At 54.7% G+C, this 24354-nt stretch carries 28 protein-coding genes and 2 tRNA genes; 17 read left to right on the top strand and 13 right to left on the bottom strand.

Features of this window, described 5'->3' with window-relative positions:
• The first annotated feature begins 7 nt into the window (after positions 1-7).
• The 3 genes from nemA to rnt all read left to right on the top strand — a co-directional run bounded on the left by nemA (position 8) and on the right by rnt (position 2360).
• Positions 8-1105 (top strand): alkene reductase, encoded by a 1098-nt coding sequence (gene nemA, locus AC2FAP_RS04405; RefSeq protein ID WP_020884339.1) that lies wholly within the window; start codon positions 8-10, stop codon positions 1103-1105.
• Positions 1106-1205: 100 nt separating this feature from the next.
• Positions 1206-1613 (top strand): lactoylglutathione lyase, encoded by a 408-nt coding sequence (gene gloA, locus AC2FAP_RS04400; protein WP_020884340.1) that lies wholly within the window; start codon positions 1206-1208, stop codon positions 1611-1613.
• A 96-nt stretch (positions 1614-1709) separates the two neighbouring features.
• Positions 1710-2360: a ribonuclease T gene (rnt, locus tag AC2FAP_RS04395; protein ID WP_014169774.1), complete on the top strand. Its 651-nt coding sequence runs from the start codon at positions 1710-1712 to the stop codon at positions 2358-2360.
• Positions 2361-2405: 45 nt separating this feature from the next.
• Here rnt and grxD read toward each other — a convergent pair whose 3' ends face one another.
• Entirely contained in the window at positions 2406-2753 is a 348-nt protein-coding gene (gene grxD, locus AC2FAP_RS04390; RefSeq protein WP_003832760.1) for a monothiol glutaredoxin 4, read from the bottom strand.
• A gap of 339 nt (positions 2754-3092) precedes the next feature.
• On the opposite strand from grxD, the gene AC2FAP_RS04385 reads away from it, so the two are divergent.
• A complete protein-coding gene (locus AC2FAP_RS04385; RefSeq protein ID WP_014169773.1) occupies positions 3093-3866 on the top strand; it encodes a C40 family peptidase in 774 nt (257 codons plus the stop codon).
• 122 nt (positions 3867-3988) lie between these two features.
• Complete coding sequence (gene sodB, locus AC2FAP_RS04380) at positions 3989-4570, top strand: superoxide dismutase [Fe] (protein ID WP_020884341.1); 582 nt, start codon at positions 3989-3991, stop codon at positions 4568-4570.
• A 38-nt stretch (positions 4571-4608) separates the two neighbouring features.
• Here sodB and AC2FAP_RS04375 read toward each other — a convergent pair whose 3' ends face one another.
• Together AC2FAP_RS04375 and cydH are read right to left on the bottom strand one after the other, a co-directional pair.
• Complete coding sequence (locus AC2FAP_RS04375) at positions 4609-5775, bottom strand: MFS transporter (RefSeq protein ID WP_014169771.1); 1167 nt, start codon at positions 5773-5775, stop codon at positions 4609-4611.
• A gap of 163 nt (positions 5776-5938) precedes the next feature.
• Positions 5939-6028 carry a cytochrome bd-I oxidase subunit CydH gene (gene cydH, locus AC2FAP_RS04370; protein ID WP_032670423.1) on the bottom strand — a complete coding sequence of 30 codons (90 nt, stop codon included), beginning with the start codon at positions 6026-6028 and terminating at the stop codon, positions 5939-5941.
• Positions 6029-6325: 297 nt separating this feature from the next.
• Here cydH and purR point away from each other — a divergent pair, with 297 nt between their 5' ends.
• Positions 6326-7351 (top strand): HTH-type transcriptional repressor PurR, encoded by a 1026-nt coding sequence (gene purR / locus AC2FAP_RS04365; protein ID WP_010430302.1) that lies wholly within the window; start codon positions 6326-6328, stop codon positions 7349-7351.
• A 16-nt stretch (positions 7352-7367) separates the two neighbouring features.
• Here purR and punR read toward each other — a convergent pair whose 3' ends face one another.
• Positions 7368-8279: a DNA-binding transcriptional activator PunR gene (gene punR / locus AC2FAP_RS04360; RefSeq protein WP_044857172.1), complete on the bottom strand. Its 912-nt coding sequence runs from the start codon at positions 8277-8279 to the stop codon at positions 7368-7370.
• A 115-nt stretch (positions 8280-8394) separates the two neighbouring features.
• Between punR and punC the strand changes: the two genes are divergently transcribed.
• Both punC and cfa read left to right on the top strand, forming a co-directional pair.
• A complete protein-coding gene (gene punC / locus AC2FAP_RS04355; protein WP_014169767.1) occupies positions 8395-9594 on the top strand; it encodes a purine nucleoside transporter PunC in 1200 nt (399 codons plus the stop codon).
• Between the two features lie 299 nt (positions 9595-9893).
• Positions 9894-11042, top strand: a complete 1149-nt coding sequence (gene cfa, locus AC2FAP_RS04350; RefSeq protein WP_014169766.1) for a cyclopropane fatty acyl phospholipid synthase — start codon at positions 9894-9896, stop codon at positions 11040-11042.
• 28 nt (positions 11043-11070) lie between these two features.
• Here the strand turns inward: cfa and AC2FAP_RS04345 are convergent, their stop codons facing one another.
• Entirely contained in the window at positions 11071-11712 is a 642-nt protein-coding gene (locus AC2FAP_RS04345) for a riboflavin synthase (RefSeq protein ID WP_020884345.1), read from the bottom strand.
• Between the two features lie 225 nt (positions 11713-11937).
• Between AC2FAP_RS04345 and mdtK the strand changes: the two genes are divergently transcribed.
• The 4 genes from mdtK to AC2FAP_RS04325 all read left to right on the top strand — a co-directional run bounded on the left by mdtK (position 11938) and on the right by AC2FAP_RS04325 (position 15336).
• Positions 11938-13311: an MdtK family multidrug efflux MATE transporter gene (gene mdtK, locus AC2FAP_RS04340; protein ID WP_014169764.1), complete on the top strand. Its 1374-nt coding sequence runs from the start codon at positions 11938-11940 to the stop codon at positions 13309-13311.
• A gap of 153 nt (positions 13312-13464) precedes the next feature.
• Positions 13465-13541: transfer RNA gene (locus AC2FAP_RS04335), tRNA-Val, on the top strand.
• Positions 13542-13545: 4 nt separating this feature from the next.
• Positions 13546-13622 (top strand) — tRNA-Val (locus tag AC2FAP_RS04330).
• A gap of 118 nt (positions 13623-13740) precedes the next feature.
• Complete coding sequence (locus AC2FAP_RS04325) at positions 13741-15336, top strand: FAD-NAD(P)-binding protein (RefSeq protein ID WP_449541588.1); 1596 nt, start codon at positions 13741-13743, stop codon at positions 15334-15336.
• A gap of 28 nt (positions 15337-15364) precedes the next feature.
• Here the strand turns inward: AC2FAP_RS04325 and AC2FAP_RS04320 are convergent, their stop codons facing one another.
• Positions 15365-16000: a carbonic anhydrase gene (locus tag AC2FAP_RS04320; protein WP_014169762.1), complete on the bottom strand. Its 636-nt coding sequence runs from the start codon at positions 15998-16000 to the stop codon at positions 15365-15367.
• Positions 16001-16072: 72 nt separating this feature from the next.
• Positions 16073-16855, bottom strand: coding sequence for an MBL fold metallo-hydrolase (locus AC2FAP_RS04315; protein ID WP_449541587.1), 783 nt, complete (start codon positions 16853-16855; stop codon positions 16073-16075).
• Between the two features lie 125 nt (positions 16856-16980).
• Between AC2FAP_RS04315 and AC2FAP_RS04310 the strand changes: the two genes are divergently transcribed.
• On the top strand, positions 16981-17121 hold the full coding sequence (locus AC2FAP_RS04310; protein ID WP_020884349.1) for a hypothetical protein: 141 nt from the start codon (positions 16981-16983) through the stop codon (positions 17119-17121).
• A 35-nt stretch (positions 17122-17156) separates the two neighbouring features.
• On the opposite strand, the gene AC2FAP_RS04305 is transcribed toward AC2FAP_RS04310, so the two are convergent.
• From AC2FAP_RS04305 to AC2FAP_RS04290, 4 genes are all read right to left on the bottom strand, one after another.
• Positions 17157-17636, bottom strand: a complete 480-nt coding sequence (locus AC2FAP_RS04305) for a GlcG/HbpS family heme-binding protein (protein ID WP_257806310.1) — start codon at positions 17634-17636, stop codon at positions 17157-17159.
• 89 nt (positions 17637-17725) lie between these two features.
• A complete protein-coding gene (locus AC2FAP_RS04300) occupies positions 17726-18337 on the bottom strand; it encodes a response regulator transcription factor (RefSeq protein WP_086532633.1) in 612 nt (203 codons plus the stop codon).
• Positions 18330-19655, bottom strand: coding sequence for a sensor histidine kinase (locus AC2FAP_RS04295; RefSeq protein ID WP_449541586.1), 1326 nt, complete (start codon positions 19653-19655; stop codon positions 18330-18332). Before AC2FAP_RS04295 ends, AC2FAP_RS04300 begins: the two co-directional genes overlap by 8 nt.
• 107 nt (positions 19656-19762) lie before the next feature.
• Positions 19763-19930: a hypothetical protein gene (locus AC2FAP_RS04290; protein WP_014169756.1), complete on the bottom strand. Its 168-nt coding sequence runs from the start codon at positions 19928-19930 to the stop codon at positions 19763-19765.
• 244 nt (positions 19931-20174) lie between these two features.
• Between AC2FAP_RS04290 and AC2FAP_RS04285 the strand changes: the two genes are divergently transcribed.
• Genes AC2FAP_RS04285 through AC2FAP_RS04270 form a run of 4 tightly spaced genes read left to right on the top strand, consistent with a single transcriptional unit; the run spans position 20175 to position 23238 of the window.
• Positions 20175-21005, top strand: coding sequence for an ABC transporter substrate-binding protein (locus tag AC2FAP_RS04285; RefSeq protein WP_049022388.1), 831 nt, complete (start codon positions 20175-20177; stop codon positions 21003-21005).
• Position 21006: 1 nt separating this feature from the next.
• Positions 21007-21822, top strand: a complete 816-nt coding sequence (locus tag AC2FAP_RS04280) for an amino acid ABC transporter ATP-binding protein (RefSeq protein ID WP_014169754.1) — start codon at positions 21007-21009, stop codon at positions 21820-21822.
• A complete protein-coding gene (locus AC2FAP_RS04275; RefSeq protein ID WP_032681174.1) occupies positions 21822-22568 on the top strand; it encodes an amino acid ABC transporter permease in 747 nt (248 codons plus the stop codon). Before AC2FAP_RS04280 ends, AC2FAP_RS04275 begins: the two co-directional genes overlap by 1 nt.
• The gene (locus AC2FAP_RS04270; protein WP_020884354.1) at positions 22552-23238 is read left to right on the top strand and encodes an amino acid ABC transporter permease; all 687 of its coding nucleotides are present in this window, start codon (positions 22552-22554) and stop codon (positions 23236-23238) included. Before AC2FAP_RS04275 ends, AC2FAP_RS04270 begins: the two co-directional genes overlap by 17 nt.
• Here the strand turns inward: AC2FAP_RS04270 and fumD are convergent.
• Positions 23219-23428: a fumarate hydratase FumD gene (gene fumD, locus AC2FAP_RS04265; RefSeq protein WP_014831602.1), complete on the bottom strand. Its 210-nt coding sequence runs from the start codon at positions 23426-23428 to the stop codon at positions 23219-23221. The genes AC2FAP_RS04270 and fumD overlap by 20 nt on opposite strands.
• 108 nt (positions 23429-23536) lie before the next feature.
• On the bottom strand, positions 23537-24349 hold the full coding sequence (locus tag AC2FAP_RS04260) for a MetQ/NlpA family ABC transporter substrate-binding protein (protein WP_020884355.1): 813 nt from the start codon (positions 24347-24349) through the stop codon (positions 23537-23539).
• Positions 24350-24354 lie beyond the last annotated feature (5 nt).

The following is a 24354-nucleotide window of genomic DNA, read 5'->3' as shown; positions in this document are numbered from 1 at the left end:
AGCCTTTATGTCCGCTGAAAAATTATTTACCCCCTTGAAAGTGGGTGCCGTTACCGCGCCAAACCGTGTGTTCATGGCCCCGCTTACCCGTCTGCGCAGCATTGAGCCGGGTGATATCCCTACCCCGTTGATGGGTGAATATTACCGTCAGCGCGCAAGCTCTGGCCTGATCATCACCGAGGCCACTCAGATTTCTGCTCAGGCTAAGGGTTACGCTGGCGCACCAGGTCTGCACAGCCCGGAACAGATTGCCGCGTGGAAAAAAATCACGGCTGGCGTTCACGCTGAAGAGGGTCGTATTGCCGTCCAGCTGTGGCATACCGGTCGTATCTCTCACAGCAGCATCCAGCCTGGCGGTCAGGCACCGGTTTCCGCCTCTGCCCTGAGCGCGAACACCCGCACCTCTCTGCGTGATGAAAACGGCAATGCGATCCGCGTTGATACGTCTATGCCGCGCGCTCTTGAACTGGACGAGATCCCGGGGATTGTTAACGATTTCCGCCAGGCCGTGGCGAATGCGCGTGAAGCCGGTTTCGACCTGGTTGAACTGCACTCCGCGCATGGCTATCTGCTGCACCAGTTCCTGTCACCGTCCTCTAACCATCGTACCGACCAGTACGGCGGCAGCGTTGAAAACCGTGCGCGCCTGGTGCTGGAAGTGGTGGATGCCGTATGTCAGGAGTGGAGCCCGGACCGCATTGGTATCCGCGTGTCCCCGATTGGTTCTTTCCAGAACGTTGATAACGGCCCGGACGAAGAAGCGGATGCCCTTTATCTGATTGAAGAGCTGGCAAAACGGGGTATCGCGTATCTGCATATGTCCGAGCCAGACTGGGCCGGTGGTCAGCCTTACACTGAAGCCTTCCGTCAGAAAGTACGCGAACGCTTCCACGGTGTGATCATCGGTGCAGGTGCATATACCCCTGAGAAAGCTGAAGATCTGATTAGCAAAGGTTTGATCGACGCCGTTGCATTTGGTCGCGATTTTATCGCTAACCCTGATCTGGTCGCCCGTCTGCAGCAGAAAGCCGCGCTGAACCCTCAGCGTCCGGAAAGCTTCTACGGCGGCGGCGCTGAAGGTTATACCGACTACCCTACCCTGTAATCTCTTCATTGCTCATTGATAGCGGCGACCTTTCGCCGCTATACTAAAACATCGTTTCTGTTCAAATAGATATTCTATTCCATTGGTTAATGAGGAAATTATGCGCCTACTTCACACCATGCTGCGCGTTGGCGATCTGCAACGTTCTGTCGATTTCTACACTAACGTACTGGGTATGAAACTGCTGCGCACCAGCGAAAACCCGGAATATAAATACTCGCTGGCGTTTGTGGGTTACGGCCCGGAAACGGACGAAGCGGTCATCGAACTGACCTACAACTGGGGCGTGGACAGCTATGAGCTGGGCACCGCTTATGGTCATATCGCGCTGGAAGTGGACAACGCAGCCGAAGCCTGTGAACGTATTCGCAGCAACGGCGGTAACGTGACGCGCGAAGCTGGCCCGGTCAAAGGCGGCACCACCGTGATCGCGTTTGTTGAAGATCCGGACGGCTACAAAATCGAGCTGATTGAAGCCAAAGACGCTGGTCGCGGTCTGGGCAACTGATCCCGCAGGGCGCAACATGCGCCCGTACTTTTACTGCATCCCCATCCAAAATTTGCCATAATGCGCACTGCTTTTTTCCCCATGTAAGAGACCCTGATGTCCGATAACGCTCAATTTAGCGGTCTGTGCGACCGTTTTCGTGGTTTTTATCCTGTTGTGATCGATGTTGAAACAGCCGGATTTAACGCTAAAACCGATGCGCTGCTTGAAATTGCCGCCATCACGCTGAAGATGGATGAACAGGGATGGCTTACACCGGACACCACGCTGCATTTCCACGTTGAACCGTTTGAAGGGGCCAACTTACAGCCCGAGGCGCTGGCCTTTAACGGCATCGATCCGCATAACCCGCTGCGTGGTGCGGTAAGTGAATATGACGCGCTGCACGCCATTTTTAAAATGGTGCGTAAAGGTATGAAAGAGAGCAACTGCAGCCGCGCCATTATGGTGGCGCATAACGCCACGTTCGATCACACCTTTACCATGGCCGCTGCCGAGCGCGCGTCGCTCAAGCGTAACCCTTTCCACCCGTTTGTGACCTTCGATACCGCGGCACTGAGCGGTCTGGCGTTGGGACAAACGGTATTATCAAAGGCATGTATTACGGCAGGCATTGAGTTTGACGGTACGCAGGCACATTCCGCGCTTTATGACACCGAGCGGACGGCGGAACTGTTTTGCGAAATTGTGAACCGCTGGAAGCGTCTGGGCGGCTGGCCGCTGCCTATGGGTGACAGTGAAGAATAAAAAAAAGCGACCTCATGAGGTCGCTTTTTTGTCTTCGCAGATAACTTACTCCGCGTCTGGCTCTTCCGTTTTGTACTTCGCAGCCGTTTCTTTGATCAGCTGCTGCAGTTCACCGCGCTGATACATTTCGATCAGGATATCGCAACCGCCGACCAGCTCACCGTCTACCCACAGCTGTGGGAACGTCGGCCAGTTAGCGTATTTAGGCAGCTCAGCGCGGATGTCCGGGTTCTGCAGGATATCAACGTAAGCAAAACGCTCACCACAGGCAGACAGCGCCTGAACCGCTTGCGCGGAGAAGCCACAGCTTGGCAGCTTCGGAGAACCTTTCATATACAGCAGAATCGGGTTTTCAGCGATCTGGCGCTGGATTTTTTCAATAGTGGTGCTCATGTCTTGCTTCCTTTAACTTCTGTTACGGCATTCGTCTGTCATTGTAGCGGTTCAGACTGCCATCGGAAAATAACATTTTTGTCACGTCTTTCTTATTTTACCGCGAGTGATGAAAAGTTGCATTGCAAATGGTGTTTAACCCTGCGGCACTCAGGGTTTTGTTTAGGGAGTGAACAATAGTGCGACAGATTGATGAATTTTTTTGCACTTGCTAACGAAACAGGATTGTAGATTGAAAAATGCTATTAACTTATCGGGTTTTTATAGATTAGAATCGACGGGCTTTGTAAATCATTCGCGGGTATTATTGATGACCTGCATTTATCAGGGGACTGCCCAGTGGCGCGGATAAATAAAATCTCGATCACGCTCTGTGCTTTACTGTTTACAACACTCACTTTCACGCCAGTGGCGAACGCCTCTCAACAGGCGCGGCACTCTGCTGTACAAAAAACGCATCTGGCCAAAACCACAGACCGTAAGAAAAAAACCACCAGCAAGAACGACAAGAAAAAGACCACCACCCAGACTAAAAAGACCGCCTCCAGCAAGACGAAAACAAAACCTTCCCGCACTGCCCACGCAACCAAAAGCAAAGCCTCGCAAACTGCAGCTAATCTCGTGACGGAAAAATGCATCCCCCGCAAAGGTCATAAAGCGAAATGCACGAAGGTCACGAAAATAGCGGAAGTGCATAAGGTTCGCGTACAGAAAGCGCAAAAAACGGCGTTGAACAAACTGATGGGGCAGATTGGCAAACCCTATCGCTGGGGCGGCAGCTCACCGCGTACCGGTTTCGACTGCAGCGGCCTCGTCTATTACGCCTATAAAGATCTGGTGAAGTTCCGAATTCCACGTACCGCCAATGAGATGTATCACCTGCGCGACGCGTCACCGGTCAACCGCGGTGAACTGGAGAATGGCGATCTCGTCTTCTTCCGCACTCAGGGGCGCGGCACGGCTGACCACGTTGGCGTATATGTAGGCAACGGGAAATTTATCCAGTCCCCACGTAGCGGCCAGGACATCCAGATAACCTCTCTCAGTGAAGACTACTGGGTACGTCACTATGTCGGCGCACGCCGCGTGATGACGCCAAAAACCATTCGCTAACCCCTGCCCTGCCACAGCCGTGGCAGGGTAAGTTCCTCTTTTGCATACCCTTTCAATTTGCTATTCTGTCCCTGTTGTCTGTGTGGTTATTGGCAACATAAAAAACAATAAGGAGAGAAGCAATGTCGTTCGAATTACCTGCACTACCATATGCAAAAGACGCCCTGGCCCCGCACATTTCTGCGGAAACCCTGGAGTATCACTACGGCAAACATCACCAGACGTACGTCACCAATCTGAACAACCTGATCAAGGGCACCGATTTTGAAGGCAAAACGCTGGAAGAGATCGTCCGCAGTTCAGAGGGCGGTGTCTTTAACAATGCCGCTCAGGTGTGGAACCACACCTTCTACTGGCACTGCCTGGCACCGAATGCAGGCGGCGAACCTACGGGTGAACTGGCTGGCGCGATTAACGCGGCATTTGGCAGCTTTGCTGATTTTAAAGCGAAGTTTACGGATGCTGCAGTCAAGAACTTCGGTTCTGGCTGGACGTGGCTGGTGAAAGACGCGGATGGCAAACTGGCTATCGTTTCCACCTCGAACGCGGGTACGCCACTGACCACCAGCGCAACGCCGCTGATGACCGTGGACGTCTGGGAACACGCTTACTACATTGATTACCGTAACGCGCGTCCGAACTACCTGGAGCACTTCTGGGCACTGGTTAACTGGGCGTTTGTGGCGAAGAACTTCGCCGCGTAAGAGACACGCAGAAGGGGTTGCCCTTCTGCGTTTTTTAATTATTCAGCAGCGCACGCTGCTTCCGGCTGTTTACGGCCAGACATCATCACTAACAGCAGGCCGAGCGCGGCAATTATCGCCCCCATCACCGGCACAAAGCTGTATCCCAGGCCACCAGAAATGACGGCTCCACCGGCAGCGGCTCCAAGCGCATTGCCAAGGTTAAACGCGCCAATATTGACCGACGACGAGAGACCCGGTGCCTCATGGGCAACGCGCATCACGCGCATCTGCAGCGGCGGAACCACGGCAAAGGTCGCAGCCCCCCAGACAACCATCGCCATCGCCGCCCCGACCTCATTACGCGCCAGCCATGGAATGGCGATCATGATGACAATCAGCAGCGTTAAAAAGCCTTTCAGCGTCCCGCTCACGGAACGATCGGCGAATTTCCCGCCGAGATAGTTGCCTATAGAGAACCCGACACCAATCAGCACCAGCATCGCGGTCACAAAGAGAGGCGTCGCGTGGGTGATATCGTGCAACACCGGTGAAATATAGGTGTACAGGGTAAACATGGCGCCCGCCCCCAGTACGGTGGTCAACAGCGCGGAGAGCACCTGCGGGCGCATCAGTACCGACAGCTCTTTGCGGACGTCAGGACGTTCACCAGCGCTGCCTTTCGGCAAGGAGAAGTACAACGCCACCATGGCGATAACACCCAGCACGGCCGTCGCCAGGAACGACATGCGCCAGCCGATCGCCTCACCCAGCCAGGTTGCGGCAGGTACACCGCCAATGTTGGCAATCGTCAGACCCATAAACATGGTTGCCACGGCACTCGCCTGCTTGTGTTTTGGCACCACGCTTGCGGCCACAACCGATCCCAGCCCAAAGAACGCGCCGTGGTTAAGACTGGTCAGAATGCGGGACAACATCAGGGTGGTGTAATCCGGAGCAATCGCGGAGAGCACGTTGCCCAGCGTAAATATCGCCATCAGGAAAATCAGCGCATTGCGGCGCGCGCGGTGTGAAAGCAGAAGCGTCATGAGCGGTGCCCCCACCATCACGCCAATGGCGTAGGCGCTGATGAGCATCCCGGCCGCCGGGATAGAAACATCCACGCCCCGGGCGATAACAGGCAGTAACCCCATCGGGGAGAATTCAGTGGTGCCAATCCCAAAAGCGCCAATCGCCAGGGCAAGCAGGGGAAAATTGATTTTCATGCGTCAACTCCGGATGCCGTGTCATGTCGTGACACAGAACAAAGAAGCCGAAAGCATGACATCAATCACAAAAAATGAGAAGTTAACAAATTGGCAAAAGATTTTTGCCGCAGGCGTAACAATCAGGAAAACTGAGAGGGAGAGAGCTCTCCCTCCGTGTAAATCAATGCAATGCAGCCGTCAGACCCGCCGCAACAATCAGAGCCAGTACAATAACGGTGGTCACCAGCGAAAACTTCAGATCGTAGCTCATCAATTTTTCTCCTTTTAATCTCCCCACGAAAAGTGAGCCTGCTCATTTTTACACAGTTTAGTTCAAAAATCTTCCTGGATTTAAACTGATAACCACTTTAGCTCTTCCCCTTTTCATCAAGATAGGACAAAATTCCACGCTAAATTTATTAGCGTACCGGCCATTGACCCCCTCCTGACGTCCTGTGTCGTTTTCCCGGCGTGCCGCAATTCAAGATTGCGTGATAAGGGTGAGAGAAGGCAAACGTTTACCTTCAAGTTTTTCAGGAGTTTAGGATATGGTCTGGAGTGACATTTAATGGCAACAATTAAAGACGTAGCAAAACGCGCAAACGTTTCCACTACAACCGTATCACATGTAATTAACAAAACCCGCTTTGTGGCGGAAGAGACGCGCAACGCCGTCTGGGCGGCAATCAAAGAATTACACTATTCACCGAGTGCGGTGGCGCGCAGCCTCAAAGTTAATCACACCAAATCCATTGGTTTGCTGGCTACCAGCAGTGAAGCGGCCTATTTTGCCGAGATCATTGAAGCGGTCGAGAAAAACTGCTTCCAGAAAGGCTATACCCTGATTCTGGGCAACGCGTGGAACAGCATTGAAAAACAGCGCGCTTATCTCTCCATGATGGCACAAAAGCGTGTGGATGGCCTGCTGGTGATGTGTTCAGAGTATCCGGAGTCCGTGCTTTCCATGCTGGAAGAGTACCGCCATATTCCTATGGTGGTCATGGACTGGGGCGAAGCACGTGCAGACTTCACCGACTCCGTCATCGATAACGCGTTTGAAGGCGGCTATATGGCAGGCCGTTATCTGATTGAACGCGGTCACCGTGAGATTGGTGTGATCCCGGGTCCACTGGAGCGCAACACCGGAGCCGGGCGTCTGGCCGGGTTTATGAAAGCGATGGAAGAGGCGCTGATTACCGTGCCGGAAAACTGGATCGTGCAGGGTGACTTTGAACCGGAATCCGGTTACCGCGCAATGCAGCAGATTGTCTCCCAGCCGCATCGCCCGACAGCCGTTTTCTGTGGCGGTGACATTATGGCGATGGGTGCTCTCTGTGCCGCCGATGAACTGGGTTTGCGCGTGCCGCAGGACATTTCCGTGATCGGGTATGACAACGTGCGCAACGCGCGCTTCTTTACCCCGGCGCTGACCACCATCCACCAGCCAAAAGACTCGCTGGGTGAAACGGCCTTCAATATGCTGATGGACAGGATCGTCAACAAGCGTGAAGAGTCTCAGTCTATTGAAGTTCACCCGCGTCTTATCGAACGCCGTTCCGTTGCGGATGGCCCGTTCCGCGACTATCGTCGTTAATCTTTTACGGGGCCAGTTATACTGGCTCCCGTAGCCATTCCCGGTTAAGCGTCTCACTGTCTCCCAGGTAATCCAGCAGCCAGGCCATTGCGGGCGACACATCATTTTGTTGCCAGGTGAGGCAACAGGCCGCATCCGGAAAAGGATTTTCCAGCGTCAGTTCAACCCATTCACCGGTGTCGATTCGGGGCCGTGCAAAATGGCCAGGGACCATGGCAACGCACAGCCCTGCGCTGAGGCATGTTGCTGAGGATTCCCAGTCCGGCGCAACCACCCGTCGCTGGTTATCCAGCAGCCAGGTAATGCGTTTGGGCAACGAACGCGAGGTATCTTCCAGCACCAGCGAGGGCCAGTTACGGAGCGTTTCGTCGCTGAGCGGCCCGTCCATGGCCGCCAGCGGATGATCGCTTGCCACCACACATTTCCAGCTGAGCATGCCCATGTCGCGAAAGGCAAAGCGTCCCCCAACCGGGATCGCCTGCGTGGCACCGATCGCCATCTCTGCCCTGCCATCCGCCAGCGCATCCCAGACGCCGTTAAACACTTCCTGGGATACCCGCAATTCGACATCCGAGAAATGGCGATAGAAATCGACAATCATCTGCCGGGTACGTTCCGGTTTTACGATGTTATCCACGGCAATGGAAAGATGTCCTCGCCAGCCGTTAGCGATCTGCTGACACTGTTCGCGGGTGATCTGCATTTTTTTGATAACAGAACGCCCTTCTTTCAAAAACCATGCCCCGGCGGGCGTTAATTCCACATCACGGTGACGCCGTTCAAACAGCGGAACGGCCAGCCATTCTTCAAGCTGACGCACCGTATAGCTGATTGCCGAGGGGACGCGGTGCAACTCCTGCGCTGCACCGCTAAAGCTGCCGTTGCGTGCAACAGCATCGACCACTTCAAGAGAATAATCTGACCACATTTTCTGCCTGCAAAAATTTTGAATGCACTCGCCAAATATTAGCGTTTCACAAGCTGCTTTGCACTCCCTACACTCTGCGCAAACATAGACCTGCCTCCCTCAGGAGAAAAAAACAATGCAACCCAGGAAAGGATTTTTAGTCTGGCTCGGTGGTTTAAGCGTGCTGGGCTTTTTAGCCACTGATATGTACCTGCCCGCCTTCGCCGCAATGCAGGAAGATTTACAGACCCCGGCGGCAGCCATCAGCGCCAGCCTGAGCTTATTCCTCGCGGGCTTTGCCTTCGCGCAGCTGCTCTGGGGGCCTCTCTCTGACCGCTTTGGCCGTAAACCGGTGCTGTTGCTGGGGCTGGCTATCTTTGCCGTCGGCTGTCTGGGAATGTTATGGGTACGCGATGCAACCTGGCTGCTGGTACTGCGCTTCGTGCAGGCCGTTGGCGTCTGTGCTGCCGCGGTGACCTGGCAGGCGCTGGTCACCGACTACTATCCGGCCAACCGTACAAACCGCATTTTCGCCACCATTATGCCGCTGGTAGGGCTTTCGCCTGCCCTCGCCCCGCTGCTCGGGAGCTGGATCCTGGCGCATTTCGACTGGCAGGCCATTTTCGCTACGCTGTTTGCCATCACGCTGGTCCTGATGATCCCGGCATTCACACTCAAAGCGGCACATAAGAAAGAGACGCCTGCTGACACAACACCGGTGACCTTCACCTCTCTGCTGAGCACCAAAGCGTACCGCGGTAATGTCCTGATTTATGCCGCCTGCTCGGCGAGTTTCTTCGCGTGGCTGACCGGTTCGCCGTTCATTCTTCACGATATGGGTTACAGCCCGGCCGCCATCGGTCTGAGCTATGTCCCGCAGACCATCGCGTTTCTGGTCGGGGGCTATGGCTGTCGCGCGGCGCTGCAAAAATGGGAAGGTCAGCAGATGCTGCCCTGGCTGCTGGTACTCTACGCGCTGAGCGTGATCGCCACCTGGGCTGTGGGCTTTATCCCGGGCGCCGGTCTGGCAGAAATTCTGATTCCATTCTGCGTGATGGCCGTGGCGAACGGTGCGATTTACCCTATCGTCGTAGCCCAGGCGTTACGTCCGTTCCCACAGGCAACAGGTCGTGCGGCCGCGCTTCAGAATACCCTGCAGCTGGGTCTGTGCTTCCTGGCAAGCCTGGTGGTCTCTGCGCTGATTGCCACGCCGCTCCTGACCACCACCAGCGTCATGCTGGTTACGGTTGCGCTGGCCCTTCTGGGATACCGTATGCAGTCTGCGGCACAACGTGAGCAGGATGACCGCGCAGAGGTGAAAACCTCGCATGCATAATCGCGCCAGAAATTATGTTAAATATCAGTGATTAGGTTGCTAAGAATTTTCTATTGAATCACCAAATTTTGAGGCCTATACTAAATTTGGTTCGATTAAATACGATAAATATTATGTGTTAACGGGAGCCGGAGCGCTCCCGTTTTACCATGGAAGGCATTTCGGCAAGGGTTATCTCCCTTCCTCTGTTCTACGTCGGATACTAGCCTCACGGGGAAATACCGTGAGATTTCTCACAAACCATAAAAAGCGTCTACGCTGTTTGAAGGTTCTGATCACAGTAAGGTGATGGAGAAGCTATGAGTTCATCGTGTATAGAAGAAGTCAGCGTTCCGGACGATAACTGGTCCCGGATCGTCAGTGAACTGTTAGGTCGTGCAGGCATCACTATTAATGGATCTTCGCCATCCGATCCACAGGTTAAGCATCCCGACTTTTTTAAACGCGTATTGCGGGAGGGATCGTTAGGCCTGGGGGAAAGTTATATGGACGGCTGGTGGGAGTGTGAACGGCTGGATATGTTTTTCTCCAGCGTTTTACGCGCCGGTCTGGAAAACCAGCTCCCCCGCAATCTGAAAGATACATTACGTGTCGCCTCCGCCCGGCTGTTTAATCTGCAAAGCAAAAAACGGGCGTGGATCGTCGGCAAGGAGCATTACGACCTCGGTAATGACCTGTTCAGCCGCATGCTCGATCCTTTCATGCAATATTCCTGCGCCTACTGGAAAGAGGCCTCAACCCTTGAAGAAGCACAACAGGCTAAGCTACGTCTGATTTGTGAAAAACTGCAGCTACAGCCGGGCATGCGTGTGCTGGATATCGGCTGTGGATGGGGTGGTCTGGCCTATTTTATGGCGAAGCATTATGGTGCCAGCGTGGTCGGTGTGACCATTTCAGCTGAACAGCAAAAAATGGCACGGGAGCGCTGCCAGGGCCTTGATGTGGATATTCGCCTTCAGGATTATCGCGACCTGAACGAGCAGTTTGATCGCATAGTCTCCGTCGGCATGTTCGAACACGTGGGGCCGAAAAACTATGACACCTACTTCAGCGTGGTGGACCGTAACTTGAAACCTGACGGCATCTTCCTGCTGCACACCATTGGTTCTAAGCGCACCGACAATAACGTCGATCCGTGGATCAACAAATACATCTTTCCGAATGGCTGTTTGCCGTCCGTTCGCCAGATTGCTAACGCCAGTGAACCTCATTTCATTATGGAAGACTGGCATAACTTTGGCGCGGATTATGACACCACGTTGATGGCATGGCATTCACGTTTCCAGGAAGCCTGGCCAGAAATTGCGGACAACTATTCTGAACGGTTTAAACGGATGTTCAGCTATTATCTCAATGCCTGCGCAGGCGCCTTTCGCGCGCGTGATATTCAACTTTGGCAGGTTGTTTTCAGCCGAGGGATAGAACACGGTTTGCGGGTCGCACGCTAAAAAAAACCCCGGAAATCCGGGGTTCATTTTATTCTTCTTCTGCGGTCTTTATTATTGCGGCTTCTTTTGCCGCCAACAGCCGCTCAACGGTATCCACAACCGCCTGAGTCTGCGGATCGATTTCGATATTAACCCGATGCCCCAGTTTTTTCGCCCCCAGGGTTGTACGCTGGAGAGTTTCAGGAATTAAATGCACGCAGAAACGGGTCGGCGTCACTTCCCCAACCGTCAGGCTAATCCCATCAATACCAATAAATCCTTTATACAGGATGTATTTCATTAATGAAGGATCCTGCACTTTAAACCAGATTTGACGGTTATTTTCCGAGGTGACAATCTTCGCCACTTCCGCGGTGGTCATAATATGGCCTGACATCAGATGGCCGCCAATCTCATCGCTGAACCTGGCCGCACGCTCTACGTTTACGGTATCCCCCACCACCAGCTCGCCCAGGTTGGTGATGCGCAGCGTCTCTTTCATTAAATCAAAGCTAATCTGGTTCCCGTTAATTTCGGTTACCGTCAGGCAACAGCCGTTATGTGCAATCGAGGCGCCAGTTTCAATGCCATCAAGCATATATTCCGGAAGCTCAACCACATGAGTTCGGAAATTAGGTTTTTCATCAATGGACACCACTTTGGCGGTGCCCTGCACAATACCAGTAAACATGCTTACAACTCCTGTATTTTCCGGACGGTGGTGACACCGTTTAATCCCACCACAATAACAGTTGGAAAAACAGGTTGCCAGCGGAGCGCATTTTGTGGCGATTTTTTCACTAGATAAATAGCTAAACCCCGCTACAATAGCTGGCACCCCCCTGCATTTTCTTCTTGCTGCCAGTTACGGCGGCCTTTTTAGTCTCTCAAATAACTAGAATATAAAGGTGTTCACGTGCAGAAGTACATGAATGAAGCGCGCCAGTTATTGGCACTGGCTATACCAGTGATCATCGCGCAAGTGGCCCAGACCGCAATGGGATTTGTGGATACGGTAATGGCGGGTGGCTACAGCGCCACCGATATGGCCGCCGTGGCAATAGGCACCTCGATCTGGCTTCCGGCCATCCTGTTTGGCCACGGCCTGCTGCTCGCCCTCACCCCGGTTATCGCTCAGCTAAATGGCTCAGGGCGACGTGAACGTATTGCCCATCAGGTTCGACAGGGGTTCTGGCTGGCAGGGTTTGTCTCCGTGCTGATAATGGTTGTGCTGTGGAATGCCGGTCATATCATCCGCGCCATGCATAATATTGACCCGGCTCTGGCTGACAAAGCCGTCGGCTACCTGCGGGCCCTGCTGTGGGGTGCGCCTGGCTATCTGTTCTTCCAGGTCGCGCGTAACCAGTGTGAAGGTCTGGCGAAAACCAAGCCCGGAATGGTGATGGGCTTTATCGGCTTGCTGGTGAATATTCCGGTGAACTACATCTTCATCTATGGTCACTTCGGTATGCCGGAGCTCGGCGGCGTCGGCTGCGGCGTGGCGACGGCTGCCGTCTATTGGGTGATGTTCTTCAGTATGATCTCTTATGTGAAACGTGCCCGTTCAATGCGCGATATCCGCAATGAACGTTCGTTCAGCACGCCGGACTGGAACATCATGACGCGTCTGGTGCAGTTAGGCCTGCCGATTGCGCTGGCGCTGTTCTTTGAAGTGACGCTGTTTGCCGTGGTCGCCCTGCTGGTTTCTCCGCTCGGCATTGTGAATGTAGCCGGTCACCAGATTGCGCTGAACTTCAGTTCCCTGATGTTCGTATTGCCGATGTCGCTGGCCGCAGCGGTGACCATTCGCGTGGGCTTTCGTCTGGGGCAAGGTTCGACGCTGGATGCGCAAACGGCGGCCCGCACGGGGCTTGGCGTCGGTGTCTGTATGGCCATCTGTACGGCACTGTTTACCATCACGCTGCGTGAGCAAATTGCCCTGCTTTACAACGACAACCCGGAAGTGGTGGCCCTGGCCTCCCATCTGATGCTGCTTGCCGCGGTGTACCAGATCTCCGACTCCATACAGGTGATTGGCAGCGGCGTACTGCGTGGGTATAAAGATACGCGTTCGATCTTCTTTATCACCTTCATCGCTTACTGGGTGCTGGGTCTGCCGTGTGGTTATATCCTGGCGCTTACCGATCTGGTGGTTGACCGCATGGGGCCGGCAGGATTCTGGATGGGCTTTATCATCGGCTTAACCTCTGCGGCAATTATGATGATGCTGCGCATGCGCTTCCTGCAACGCCAGTCATCCTCGGTAATATTGCAACGCGCTGCACGTTAAATACGCAGTAGCCGCCAGCTGGCGGCTACTTTCTCTTCACTTTGCGCGGTAATAAAGCAATCGCGTGAAATCAGAGAGAAAAATGCATTTTCCCTCTTGCCTCAACGATGCTGTGCCGCTAATATTCGTCCCCGTTGTCACCGACAACACGTTGCGTTCATAGCTCAGTTGGTTAGAGCACCACCTTGACATGGTGGGGGTCGTTGGTTCGAGTCCAATTGAACGCACCATTCTGCGTCCGTAGCTCAGTTGGTTAGAGCACCACCTTGACATGGTGGGGGTCGGTGGTTCGAGTCCACTCGGACGCACCATTTCAGTCCTGAAATGGTGCAAATCCTCTTCTTAAGTCCTGATTTTTCTTAATACCCCAATTTCATCATTATTCTCCTGCTACGCTTTTCTTATGGAAAAAAAACAGGAAGACTGTCGATGAAGAAAATCGCCATTATCGGCTCCGGCCCTACAGGGATTTACACCTTTTATTCTCTTCTTAAGAACGCGTCGCCGCTCTCTGTCTCCGTTTTTGAACAGGCAGACGAAGCTGGCGTGGGAATGCCCTACAACGACGACGATAACTCTCGCCTGATGCTGGCCAACATTGCCAGCATTGAAATCCCGCCCCTTTTTATGACCTACCTCGACTGGCTTAAGCGCCAGAGTGAAGCCCATCTGGCGCGCTTTAAGGTTGATAAAGCCACCTTGCATGACAGACAGTTTTTGCCCCGTATTCTGCTGGGCGAGTATTTTCGCGACAGTTTCCAGACAATAGTCCAGGAAGCTAAGAGGCGGGGATTTCAGGTTGAGATCCACACGTCTGCCACCGTCACCGATGTTGCCCCGTCCTCCTCCGGCGTGACGCTTTCGGTCAATGACTCGCCGTTTCCGGAACGATTCGATCTCGCCGTGATCGCCACCGGGCATGTCTGGCCAGAAGAAGAGGAAGCCACGCGCGCGTATTTCCCAAGCCCGTGGTCAGGGTTGATGGATGCCCGCATCCGCCCCTGCCGCGTCGGTATTATGGGAACATCCTTAAGCGGGCTGGACGCGGCGATGGCCGTGGTCATGCAGCACGGTGAGTTTCGCGACGGCACATTCCTCCTCGATAAAGGAAGTGAAGCGTTAAAAATTGTACTCATGTCCAGGACCGGGATTCTGCCAGAGGCCGATTTTTACTGCCCTATTCCGTACGAACCGCTGTCGGTATTAACCGAATCGGTACTCGAAGCCGAAATCGCCAAAGGATCAGACGGTCTGCTTGACCGCATTTTCGCCCTGATGGTGAAAGAGCTTGAACTCGCCGACCCGGCCTGGTGTGAGAAAATATCGCTGCGCATGCAGACGGCGGACAGCCTTCGCGAAGCGTGGTTTGAGGATCGAAAACAGCACGGTCCGTTTACCTGGGCTGAAGAGAACCTGAATGAGGTCGAGCGGAACAAACGTGACCGGCGCACGGTGGCCTGGCGCTACACCGTGCTTCGGCTGCATGAAGTGGTCCAGGAGATGGTTCCTCATCTTACCGGAAAGGACGCTGAACGCTTTAAAAACGGGCTGGCACGCGTCTTTATCGACAACTATGCCGCCATTCCCCCGCAGTCGATTCGCAGGCTTCTCGCGCTTCGTGAGGCCGGCATCATTAGCGTTGTGGCGCTGGGTGATGATTACACGCTGGATATTGGCAGCGCGCAGACGGTCATCGCCACAAAAGAAACGACCTACCGTTTCGACGTCTTTATTGATGCCCGCGGGCAAAAGCCGCTTAAAACAAAAGATCTGCCCTTCCCGACGCTGCGCAAGCAGCTACAGGCGACGGGCGATGAGATCCCGGATATTGGCGAGGATTACACGTTAAAAGCGCCGGAAACGCTTCGCGGACGCATTGCATTTGGCGCAATCCCGTGGCTGATGCACGATCACCCTTTTGTTCAGGGACTGGCGGAATGTGCAGAGATAGCAGAGGAGATGGCAAAAGCCGCAGAGAAAACCGCATCGGGTTCAAGAAGGAAATTACCGTACAGTGATGACTGACAGGGCATCCGTGCCCTGCAACGCGGGATTACTCGAAGTAAACCTGCGGGTTATCGGATAAAGAGACGAAGGTTTTCGTCTCTTTATCCAGTGCAAGGATTTTGCCGCTTTCAATGTCATACACCCAGCCGTGAAGACGGATGGCGTTGTTGCGCAGGCCCACCGCCACTGACGGGTGAGTCTTAATGTTGCTCAGCTGCGCAAACACGTTTTCCTGTACCATCGCATTCACTTTATCGATTGGCTTATCCCAGGTTTTCTTCTCAACCACCGCTTTTGCCGCATCGGAATAGCGTAACCAGTGAGAAACCGCCGGCATAGGTTCGAGGTCCGCATTGTCGGCAATGGCTTTCATCGCCCCACAGTTGGAGTGGCCGCAGATAACAATATCGGTCACGCCCAGCGCGACAACCGCGTATTCAATCGTTGCGGAGACACCGCCTGGCTCAGGGCCGAACGGTGGCACGATGTTGCCAGCATTACGAATGACAAAGAGTTGTCCTGGCTCTTGCTGAGTGACCAGTTCTGGGACCAGACGGCTGTCAGAGCATGAGATGAACAGCGCTTTGGGATTCTGGCTGGACGCTAAACTGCGGAAGAGCTCTTTACGTTGCGGGAAAATCTCTTTTTGAAAGCTGAGAAAACCTTCAATGATATGTTGCATAGCAATTTCTCTTTTATCTGTTTTAGTTTAGGTATGATCGGGATCACACAAGTAAAGTTTACCCACCGGACTTTACTTCAGACAAGCAATATATTTCTGGCCCGACCGCAGCACAATCTCATCCGCATTCGCCAGGATATTTTGCCCTTCAAAAGCGCCGTACAGGCGAGCGAATTTTTTCCCCACCAGCCGTCCGGTCACGTCTTCGACGCTGCGGGCGGGCAACGGCAGCATATTCGGATAGCTCCACATAAACGAGACAGCATCTTTGCCCGGCGTGACCTGTAAAATATCGCCTGCCAGCAAGACACCACCACCCTCCTGCCAGTGCAGCACCGTTCCGCCAGCGAAATGTCCTCCGAGGCGTAATAACGTTACCGCGGGGAAAATGTCCAGCGTATCGCCCTGCCAGAAGTGGAGCATCGGGCTGTCGCGCATAACCCACTCGCGATCGTTCGCGTGCAGGTAAACCGGCGCATCGAAAGCCCCGGCCCACTCCTGCATTGTGGTGTAGTAGTGAGGATGTGAAATCGCGATCGCGCTGATGCCACCGAGCGCCGTGATGATGGTTCTGGTTGCCGGGTCGAGATTCGCAATGCAATCCCAAAGGATATTGCCGTGGGGGGTACGCAGAAGCAGCGCGCGCTGGTTGATGGCAAAAGCGGGCACCGTTTTGATACTGAGCAGCTGCGGCTCAAGCTGCTGCCATTTATTGCTGTGTGTGCCCGTCACCGTCGCAAAATCACTCCACGCCTGGCCGCTGGCCGGAACATACTGGCGTTCATCCTCGCACACAGGGCATCGCGCCGGCGTTGCGTCATAAGAGGTACCGCAGGTTTTACACAGTGTAATCATGAGCTCTCCTCAGCGATAAAGCACTGAGTATGGCAGGGATTATCGTTATGTGCTGCGCGGTACATTGCCGGCTCTTTTTGCCCTATACTGTGCCAGTATCAAAAACCGAACAAAGCAGGTGCCATATGGAAATTGATCTCGAAAACTTGGTCTTTAACGGGCTGGATGAAGCTGAAGAGCGTAACGCGGAACGTCTCGACGACGCTGATAAAAAAGCGCAGTCGATTATCGCCGATGACGACTGCGGTGATGCCTGCAAGATCTGATGATAAAGCACCGGAAAACCCGGTGCTTTTTTATATTATTTCTTCAGCCCGTCAATCGCCGCCTGCGCGCACGCTTCATCCAGATGACCACCCGGCGCACCGCCGATCCCTATTGCGCCAATCACCTCATCCCCCTCTTTCACCGGCAGACCACCGGCCAGCAGCAGGAAGCCCGGAATATCACGCATATTTTGTGCGCCGACATTGCTCTGCGCGGCTTCCATAACCTTGCCTGACGCATTTTTTGCACTCAGCGCGGTATAGGCTTTCATTTCGCTGGCTTTTACCGTGTGTGGCCCGGCATTGTCTGTACGCTGCACCGCTTTGACCACACCGGCGCGGTCCACCACGGTGACCGTCACCTGGTAGTTTTTCGCTACGCAGGCCTGAATGGCGGAGGTCGCCAGCGCGTTGGCCTGCGCCAGGGAGAGGTTTTTCTGGTTCAACGCGTCGGCCTGTGCCGTCAGGCTTACGCTACCGGCGACAAGCGCGGCTGCCATCATTACTTTTTTCATCGCACGTCCTCGAATGATTGAATACCGTTCAATCGTACTCAGATGTGCGATGAGGCGTAATTCGGTTGATTACGCAATTATCCTGGTAGTTATACGGATTGTAATTTGTCGTAATCGCGGATTGCCTGCACCAGGCTGGTCACGCCAAGCTTGGCGAACGCCGCGGCCCGGTGCGCTTCAACCGTCCTGGGCGAGAGGTTCAACTGCAGGGCCACCTCTTTATTGCTGCGTCCTTCCATCAGCACCGCCAGCACCTCATGCTCACGCGCCGTCAGTTGTTCGAAACGCGCTTTAATCCGCGACGTTTCCTGCCAACGGGTCAGTCGTCTCTGGCTCTCTTCGAAGGCGAGCCCCACCGTTTCAATGAGCTTATCGGCATCCAGCGGCTTGGTGAAAAACTCAAAGACGCCATTGCGAAAGGCGCGGCGGCAGGCATCAACGGTACCGTGTCCGGTCATGACGATAACCGGCAACAGCGGCCAGGGCCAGTTGCCCTCCTCCAGCCAGGTCAGCCCGCCTTTTCCCGGCATGCGCATATCCAGCAGCAGACAGCCGACGAGCGCCGCGCGCCCACCGTGCGCTGACGTAAACGCGTCCACGCTTTCAAACCCATTGACCTGCCAGCCCATTCCCGAGAGTAAGAAGGCCAGCGACTCACGGATGGATTCATCGTCATCAATCAGCCAGACTGTGTTATCCACGCGTATTTACCTCTCCACTCGCCAGTTGTAACCGGACCTGCGCCCCGCCCTGGGGCGCATTGCCCAGCGTGATTGATCCATTCATGCGCGTCATCAACGACTCCGTTAACGTCATTCCCAGCCCTATTCCTTGCGTCCGTCCGCTGTAAAACGGCATAAAGGCGTTCTGCAAGGCCTCCAGGCTAAAGCCAGGTCCGCCATCAGTTATGGTGATATAAATCCAGTTTTCCCGTTTCTCGCTGGTTATTTTCACCCACCCTTGCGCGCACTCTTGCTGGGCCTGAATGGCATTACTGAGCAGATTATGCAGCACCTGTTCAAGCCAGAGTCGGTCTGCCAGAACCCGCGTGGCACCTGCCGCGAACGCATGGCTCACCGCGATATGCTCAGAGCGGCGTTCATGTTCCAGGAGATCGACCACCTGCTGCCAGCACGGTTTCAGGTCGATGTCGCGCAAGGTGACTTTTTCCTGAACCACATGTTCGCGAAAGCGGGTTAAGAGCGCGCTGATACGCTGGGTTTGTACCAGCGCGGCAGCCAGCGCCTGCGATACGGCCTGCGGATTCGCCTGCTGTTGCTGGCGCTGAGCCCCCTGGATCCAGGTCTGAACGGCAGTCAGCGGCTGGTTAATCTCATGCACGATCCCAGCGGTGATCTCTCCCAGGGTGTTGAGCCTTGCATGCTGGTAATAGTGTGCGCGCTGTTCGGCGTGCTGGCGCTGCCGCCGTTGCCAGAGCAGCAGGCTGGCCGCGGCGATAAGCACCGCCCAGCCGAAGAACAGGCACGGATATACCCACCAGGAGACGGCCAGCCAGTGCGGCTTTGCCGTGGCCATAAGGGTAAAAGGTTGTGTGGGTTGCGTGAAGGTCCGCTGCCAGTGCCAGAAAGCCCCGGCAGGGGGCGCGTTATCTGCGTCATTGAAGCGAATGGCAAGTGCATCAAAGGTATGTTGGGTGCTGAGCAGCGGCGCAAGATCGATAAGTACGCGGATCTGACGCCAGGGATTATACAGCCAGTACTGACAATCGCGGGTCGATTCCACACGGGCAGCGTTCAGCGCACGGCCTGAGGTTTTCTCAAGGGCGAGGATGTGCGGGAATTTTTTGCGCAGGGCCGCGAGGTCTTCCTCGCCGTTGAGTAACGGCAAAACAGATTCATTTTGCGTCAGCACGGCGCTAAGGGTGGAATAGCGTGTCGAAAACTCACGATCGCGTTCCCAGAACTGGCGGCGGATCTGTTCGGCATAGAGCAAAACGCCGCTGGTGAGGCACGCCAGGAGCCAGACAATAACCGTGCGCCTGAAAAGAGTGTTATTCATTCCGTTAACGGGTCAGGAGATTCATCCTGCCGACATTAGCAGTTAACCGTTGTCAGAACAAAATTTCGCACAGCTCATTCCAGTACATTTCGCGCGTGCGGCGCAGTTCAGCGTGACGTTTTATCATGGAACCACTCCGGATCAATGTTGGCAACGTCTACGCCATACAGGCTGGCGACAGGCAGTACGGACTCAAGAACACGTTGCGCGCTGTTCTCCGCATTCGCTGGTCGGGTCGCAAAAAACCGCCGTAACGTGTTTATCCACTTTTTCATCGTCTTTCCCCCTTTCGCTTCACTTGCCCTAAGTTAAACACCCAACACCCGCACAGGGGAAATACCAAAATCCACTGTCGATGTGCAGGATTTGCAAATAGCCCTCCATTCTTTTACTCGCCATTAACACCTTGTTCACTAATGCTTTTTTGCTAATAGCAAAGAACGATTTCTTATTTGGCGAGAGCTTTCGCTTATGGGAGCGTAACGGGGTAAAACAAAAACAACGGGATGAACAATCACTATGGCAGCAAACACGAAAGGGTTTAAAAAAAGGACACTGGTGCTGGGCTTACTGGCGGCAGGCGGTCTGTTCTCGATGCAGGTGCAGGCCGATCAACTGGCGGATATTAAAGCCGCAGGCGTGGTCAAAGTTGCCACCTTTGATGCCAATCCGCCGTTTGGCTCCATCGATGCAAAGACCCATGAGATTGTCGGCTACGACGTCGATTTCGCCAGAGCGCTTGCCAGTGCACTTGGCGTGAAGCTTGAACTGGTCGCCACCAACCCGGCTAACCGCATTCCCCTCCTGCAGTCCGGTAAGGCAGATTTGATTGTGGCAGATATCACCATTACCCCGGAACGGGCGCAGGTGGTTGATTTCTCCCTTCCCTATTTCGTGACCGGCCAGCAGTTCCTGGTACCGGTAAAAGCTGCCGATACGCTTGATGCCTATAGCCGGGCGCGCATTGGCGCGGTAAAAGGCACAACGGGTGAACAGGCGCTGCACCAGCGTTTCCCGCACGCCCGCGTGCTCTCTTATGACGATATTCCGCTGGCGCTGACGGCCCTGCGCAACGGTAACGTGCAGGCTATCACTCAGGACAGTACGATTCTGGCCGGTCTGCTGGCGCAGGCGCCGGACAAGGCGAACTTTAAAATCCTGCCCGATCTGCTCAGCAAAGAAGAGATTGGCGTGGGGGTAAAAAAAGGCGAAACCGCTCTGCTGAAAGCCGTCAACGACGAGCTTGTTAACCTTGAGAAGAACGGTCAGGCGGCAAAAATCTATGACGTCTGGTTCGGTCCGGATACCCCCTCCCCACAGCCTCGTGCCTTTAAAATAGAAGCTCAGTAATATGCTCTCAGCGCTTTTTTCACACTCCGCGGCCGGTGCCGCGGATTTTTCACATCTGGAACACGCCAGCGTCGAGTTTCGCGATGTGCAGAAACATTACGGTAACCATCAGGTCTTAAAGGGCATTAACCTCACCATCACGCCAGGTGAAGTGGTGGCCATTCTCGGGCCTTCGGGTTCCGGAAAATCCACCCTGATCCGGCTTATCAATCAGCTTGAAACCCTGAGCGGTGGCGAGATCCTGATCGATAACAAGCCCACCGGACGGCTCTCCGGTACCGCGCTGCGTCAGTTGCGCAGCCGCGTCGGGTTTGTGTTTCAGCAGTTCAATCTTTACGCCCACCTCACCGCCAGTCAAAACATCACGCTGGCGCTGGAGCATGTTCACGGCTGGAAGGCCCAGCCAGCTCAGGCGCGGGCGCTGGCACTGCTGGAAAAGGTGGGGATGCTGGAAAAAGCACACCATTTCCCTGCCGAACTTTCCGGCGGTCAGCAACAGCGCGTGGCGATTGCCCGCGCGCTGGCCTCTTCACCGCAAATCATTCTGTTCGATGAGCCAACCTCCGCGCTTGACCCGGAGATGATTGGCGAAGTGCTGTTCGTGATGAAGGCGCTTGCGCACAGCGGGATTACCATGATTGTGGTGACGCATGAGATGCAATTTGCCCGGGAAATTGCCGACCGGATTGTGTTTATCGACGCCGGGCACGTTCTTGAAACCGCGCCACCGGAGCAATTTTTCAGGCAACCGTCGCACCCACGCGCTCAGCGATTCCTGCAAAAAGTCCTGAACCCGCTGCATCAGGAGCATCTCTAATGCCCACACTTGACTGGCAGGGCGTGCTGACCGGACAGCCCCTGCAGTGGATCGTATCCGGATTTCTCACCACCCTGTGGGTGACGCTCGCGGGGATGCTGCTGGCAACCCTGCTCGCGCTGCTTTTTCTGCTTCTGCGCCTGACGGGTGGACGCGTCGGGAACGCGGTCGTCAGTAGCTGGGTGTCGCTGTTTCGCAATACGCCGCTGCTGGTGCAACTGCTGTTCTGGTATTTCGCCGCCTGGAACGGGTTACCGCAGGCGTTCCGGGATGCCGTGAATGCGGATCACCGCTGGTCCGTTTTACCCGGTGACGTCTGGTGGTTTACCCCCGAGTTTTTATGCTCTGCATGGGGGTTAGGCGTATTCACCTCGGCTTTCTTGATTGAGGAAGTGGCATCGGGACTACGTTCAGTTCCTGCCGGGCAACGGGAAGCGGCGCTCGCACAGGGGTTTTCCGCATGGCGCTTATTTCGTTACATCCTTCTGCCGCAAGGGCTGGCCAACGCCTGGCAACCCGTTGTCGGGCAGTATCTCAATCTGATGAAACTCTCATCGCTCGCCAGCGGCATTGGCTTTGCCGAACTGACCTATCAGGTGAGACAGATTGAAAGCTACAACGCCCATGCGCTGGAGGCGTTTACCGTCGGCACCGTCCTGTACCTGCTTACCGGTATGCTGATGGGGGCGGTGCTGGTGCGCCTCGGCCCAATCTCAGGAAGGGGAAACCATGCTTGCCGGACTTAATGTCATTACCGATAACCTGGATTACCTGCTCTGGGGACGTGCGGCAGTCGGTGAGCCTGGCGGGGTCTTGCTCTCGTTGCTGATGGCGCTGGGCGCGGCGGCTCTCGCCCTGCCCGGTGGAATTGCTCTCGCGTGTCTGGCCTGGCGTTTTACGGGGCTTGTGCGCAAGGCGCTCTTTGTATGGGCGGAATTAATTCGCGGGATCCCGCTAATCTTTGTGATTTTCTGGATGTGGTATCTGCTGCCGCTCATCACCGGCGGCGATCTCCCGGGGGCGCTCACCGTCACGCTGGCCCTGGCCTGGTTTACCGCGGCCTCGGTTATGCATTCAGTACTGGCCGGACTCAGCGCCTTACCGTCAGGGCAGTACGAGGCCGCCCTGTCTCAGGGTTTCAGTACCCGGCAAACGCTGTCGCGCGTGCTGCTGCCGCAGGCGCTGCGCAATATTCTGCCGTCACTGGTGGGGATTTTTATCAGCCTGCTGAAGGATACGTCGCTGGCGTTTATTGTGAATGTCCCTGAACTCACCACGGTGGCCGGCCAGGTGAACAACCGGGTGCAAATTTACCCGGCAGCCATTTTTATCTTTACGGGTGTGGTCTATTACCTGCTCTGCTGCTCCCTTGAGCAGCTTGCGAAACGCTGGCGCTTCAACCGGCCAGCGCTTTGACCACGGTTTCCATCGCCTGGGTGGTTAACTCGCTACGTTTTACGCGCTGGTTCGCCAGCGCCGTACGCAGCACCCCCGCAATGACAATATGCTTCGGCTCCTGCCCCAAATCACGCATCTCCAGAACGACCTTCCCGACCACACGACACATCTCCTGATACAGCGCTTCGTCTTTGGTCACATTACCCATCGTCATCACTCCATTGCCCTAAACTCTCAGCTTAAATGATTCATCGCCCGGATACAAAAAAGAAGCCCGGCGAGAGTCCCGCCGGGCTTCATTCGTAAAATCAATAAATTAGTGGTTTACCGGGATCACTGCGCCTTTGTATTTGGTGCGGATCCAGTCCTGGATCGCTTTGGAGTGCAGAACGTTCACCAGCGCGACGATATCTTTCTTCTTCTCGTCACCACGATGAACGGTAATGATGTTGGCATATGGGTTATTTTCACCACTCTCTACCGCAATCGGGTCATGTACAGGATCAAGGCCCGCATCAATCGCGTAGTTGGCGTTAATCACGACCGCGTCACCTTCGTCGTTGTTGTACATCTGTGGCAGCAGAGAGGCTTCCACGTTAGGCGTAAACTGCAGTTTTTTCGGGTTTTCCACGATATCGCTGATACGCGCGGTCACTTTGTCGATGCCCGGCTTCAGTTTGATCACCCCCTCTTTTTCGAAGATAGAGAGAATACGGCCCTCTTCAGATACAGCATCACGCATGATGATTTTGCCGCCCTGCGGCAGATCTTTCAGGGATTTGTATTTTTTGGAATAGATCCCGATTGGCTCGATGTGGATCGCGCCCGCGCTGACAAAATCATAATCCTTATCACCGGCGTGATCTTTCAGCACGCTGTTCAGGTAAGGAATATGCTGGAAATAGTTAGCGTCAATATCATGACCCGCCAGCGCGGTGTTGGGCAGAATGTAGTCCTGGAAAGGTTTGATCTCCAGATCGATACCCTGCTTCGCCAGGATAGGCTTCGCCTGCTCCAGAATTTCGGCGTGCGGCGTGTTGGATGCCCCCACGGTCAGGGTATCAGCCCAGGTGGCAAAGCTCAGGGCGCTCAGGGTTGCTGCGGCGATCAGTGTCAGTGTTTTTTTCATGATGA

The sequence above is a fragment of the Enterobacter cloacae complex sp. 394I7 genome (assembly GCF_057320345.1).
The sequence above is the reverse complement of the archived record's forward strand: the minus strand, read 5'-3'. Positions and strand labels throughout refer to the sequence as shown.

Coding starts and splice junctions, on each gene's coding strand:
- sodB (WP_020884341.1), top strand. CDS start 3,989: ATGTCGTTCGAATTACCTGCACTACCATATGCAAAAGACGCCCTGGCC.
- AC2FAP_RS04260 (WP_020884355.1), bottom strand. CDS start 24,349: ATGAAAAAAACACTGACACTGATCGCCGCAGCAACCCTGAGCGCCCTG.
- AC2FAP_RS04295 (WP_449541586.1), bottom strand. CDS start 19,655: ATGAATAACACTCTTTTCAGGCGCACGGTTATTGTCTGGCTCCTGGCG.
- punC (WP_014169767.1), top strand. CDS start 8,395: ATGCAACCCAGGAAAGGATTTTTAGTCTGGCTCGGTGGTTTAAGCGTG.
- AC2FAP_RS04310 (WP_020884349.1), top strand. CDS start 16,981: ATGGAAATTGATCTCGAAAACTTGGTCTTTAACGGGCTGGATGAAGCT.
- gloA (WP_020884340.1), top strand. CDS start 1,206: ATGCGCCTACTTCACACCATGCTGCGCGTTGGCGATCTGCAACGTTCT.
- AC2FAP_RS04270 (WP_020884354.1), top strand. CDS start 22,552: ATGCTTGCCGGACTTAATGTCATTACCGATAACCTGGATTACCTGCTC.
- AC2FAP_RS04315 (WP_449541587.1), bottom strand. CDS start 16,855: ATGATTACACTGTGTAAAACCTGCGGTACCTCTTATGACGCAACGCCG.
- AC2FAP_RS04275 (WP_032681174.1), top strand. CDS start 21,822: ATGCCCACACTTGACTGGCAGGGCGTGCTGACCGGACAGCCCCTGCAG.
- purR (WP_010430302.1), top strand. CDS start 6,326: ATGGCAACAATTAAAGACGTAGCAAAACGCGCAAACGTTTCCACTACA.
- AC2FAP_RS04325 (WP_449541588.1), top strand. CDS start 13,741: ATGAAGAAAATCGCCATTATCGGCTCCGGCCCTACAGGGATTTACACC.
- fumD (WP_014831602.1), bottom strand. CDS start 23,428: ATGGGTAATGTGACCAAAGACGAAGCGCTGTATCAGGAGATGTGTCGT.
- AC2FAP_RS04320 (WP_014169762.1), bottom strand. CDS start 16,000: ATGCAACATATCATTGAAGGTTTTCTCAGCTTTCAAAAAGAGATTTTC.
- grxD (WP_003832760.1), bottom strand. CDS start 2,753: ATGAGCACCACTATTGAAAAAATCCAGCGCCAGATCGCTGAAAACCCG.
- nemA (WP_020884339.1), top strand. CDS start 8: ATGTCCGCTGAAAAATTATTTACCCCCTTGAAAGTGGGTGCCGTTACC.
- cydH (WP_032670423.1), bottom strand. CDS start 6,028: ATGAGCTACGATCTGAAGTTTTCGCTGGTGACCACCGTTATTGTACTG.
- AC2FAP_RS04375 (WP_014169771.1), bottom strand. CDS start 5,775: ATGAAAATCAATTTTCCCCTGCTTGCCCTGGCGATTGGCGCTTTTGGG.
- rnt (WP_014169774.1), top strand. CDS start 1,710: ATGTCCGATAACGCTCAATTTAGCGGTCTGTGCGACCGTTTTCGTGGT.
- cfa (WP_014169766.1), top strand. CDS start 9,894: ATGAGTTCATCGTGTATAGAAGAAGTCAGCGTTCCGGACGATAACTGG.
- AC2FAP_RS04345 (WP_020884345.1), bottom strand. CDS start 11,712: ATGTTTACTGGTATTGTGCAGGGCACCGCCAAAGTGGTGTCCATTGAT.
- AC2FAP_RS04290 (WP_014169756.1), bottom strand. CDS start 19,930: ATGAAAAAGTGGATAAACACGTTACGGCGGTTTTTTGCGACCCGACCA.
- AC2FAP_RS04280 (WP_014169754.1), top strand. CDS start 21,007: ATGCTCTCAGCGCTTTTTTCACACTCCGCGGCCGGTGCCGCGGATTTT.
- AC2FAP_RS04285 (WP_049022388.1), top strand. CDS start 20,175: ATGGCAGCAAACACGAAAGGGTTTAAAAAAAGGACACTGGTGCTGGGC.
- AC2FAP_RS04305 (WP_257806310.1), bottom strand. CDS start 17,636: ATGAAAAAAGTAATGATGGCAGCCGCGCTTGTCGCCGGTAGCGTAAGC.
- punR (WP_044857172.1), bottom strand. CDS start 8,279: ATGTGGTCAGATTATTCTCTTGAAGTGGTCGATGCTGTTGCACGCAAC.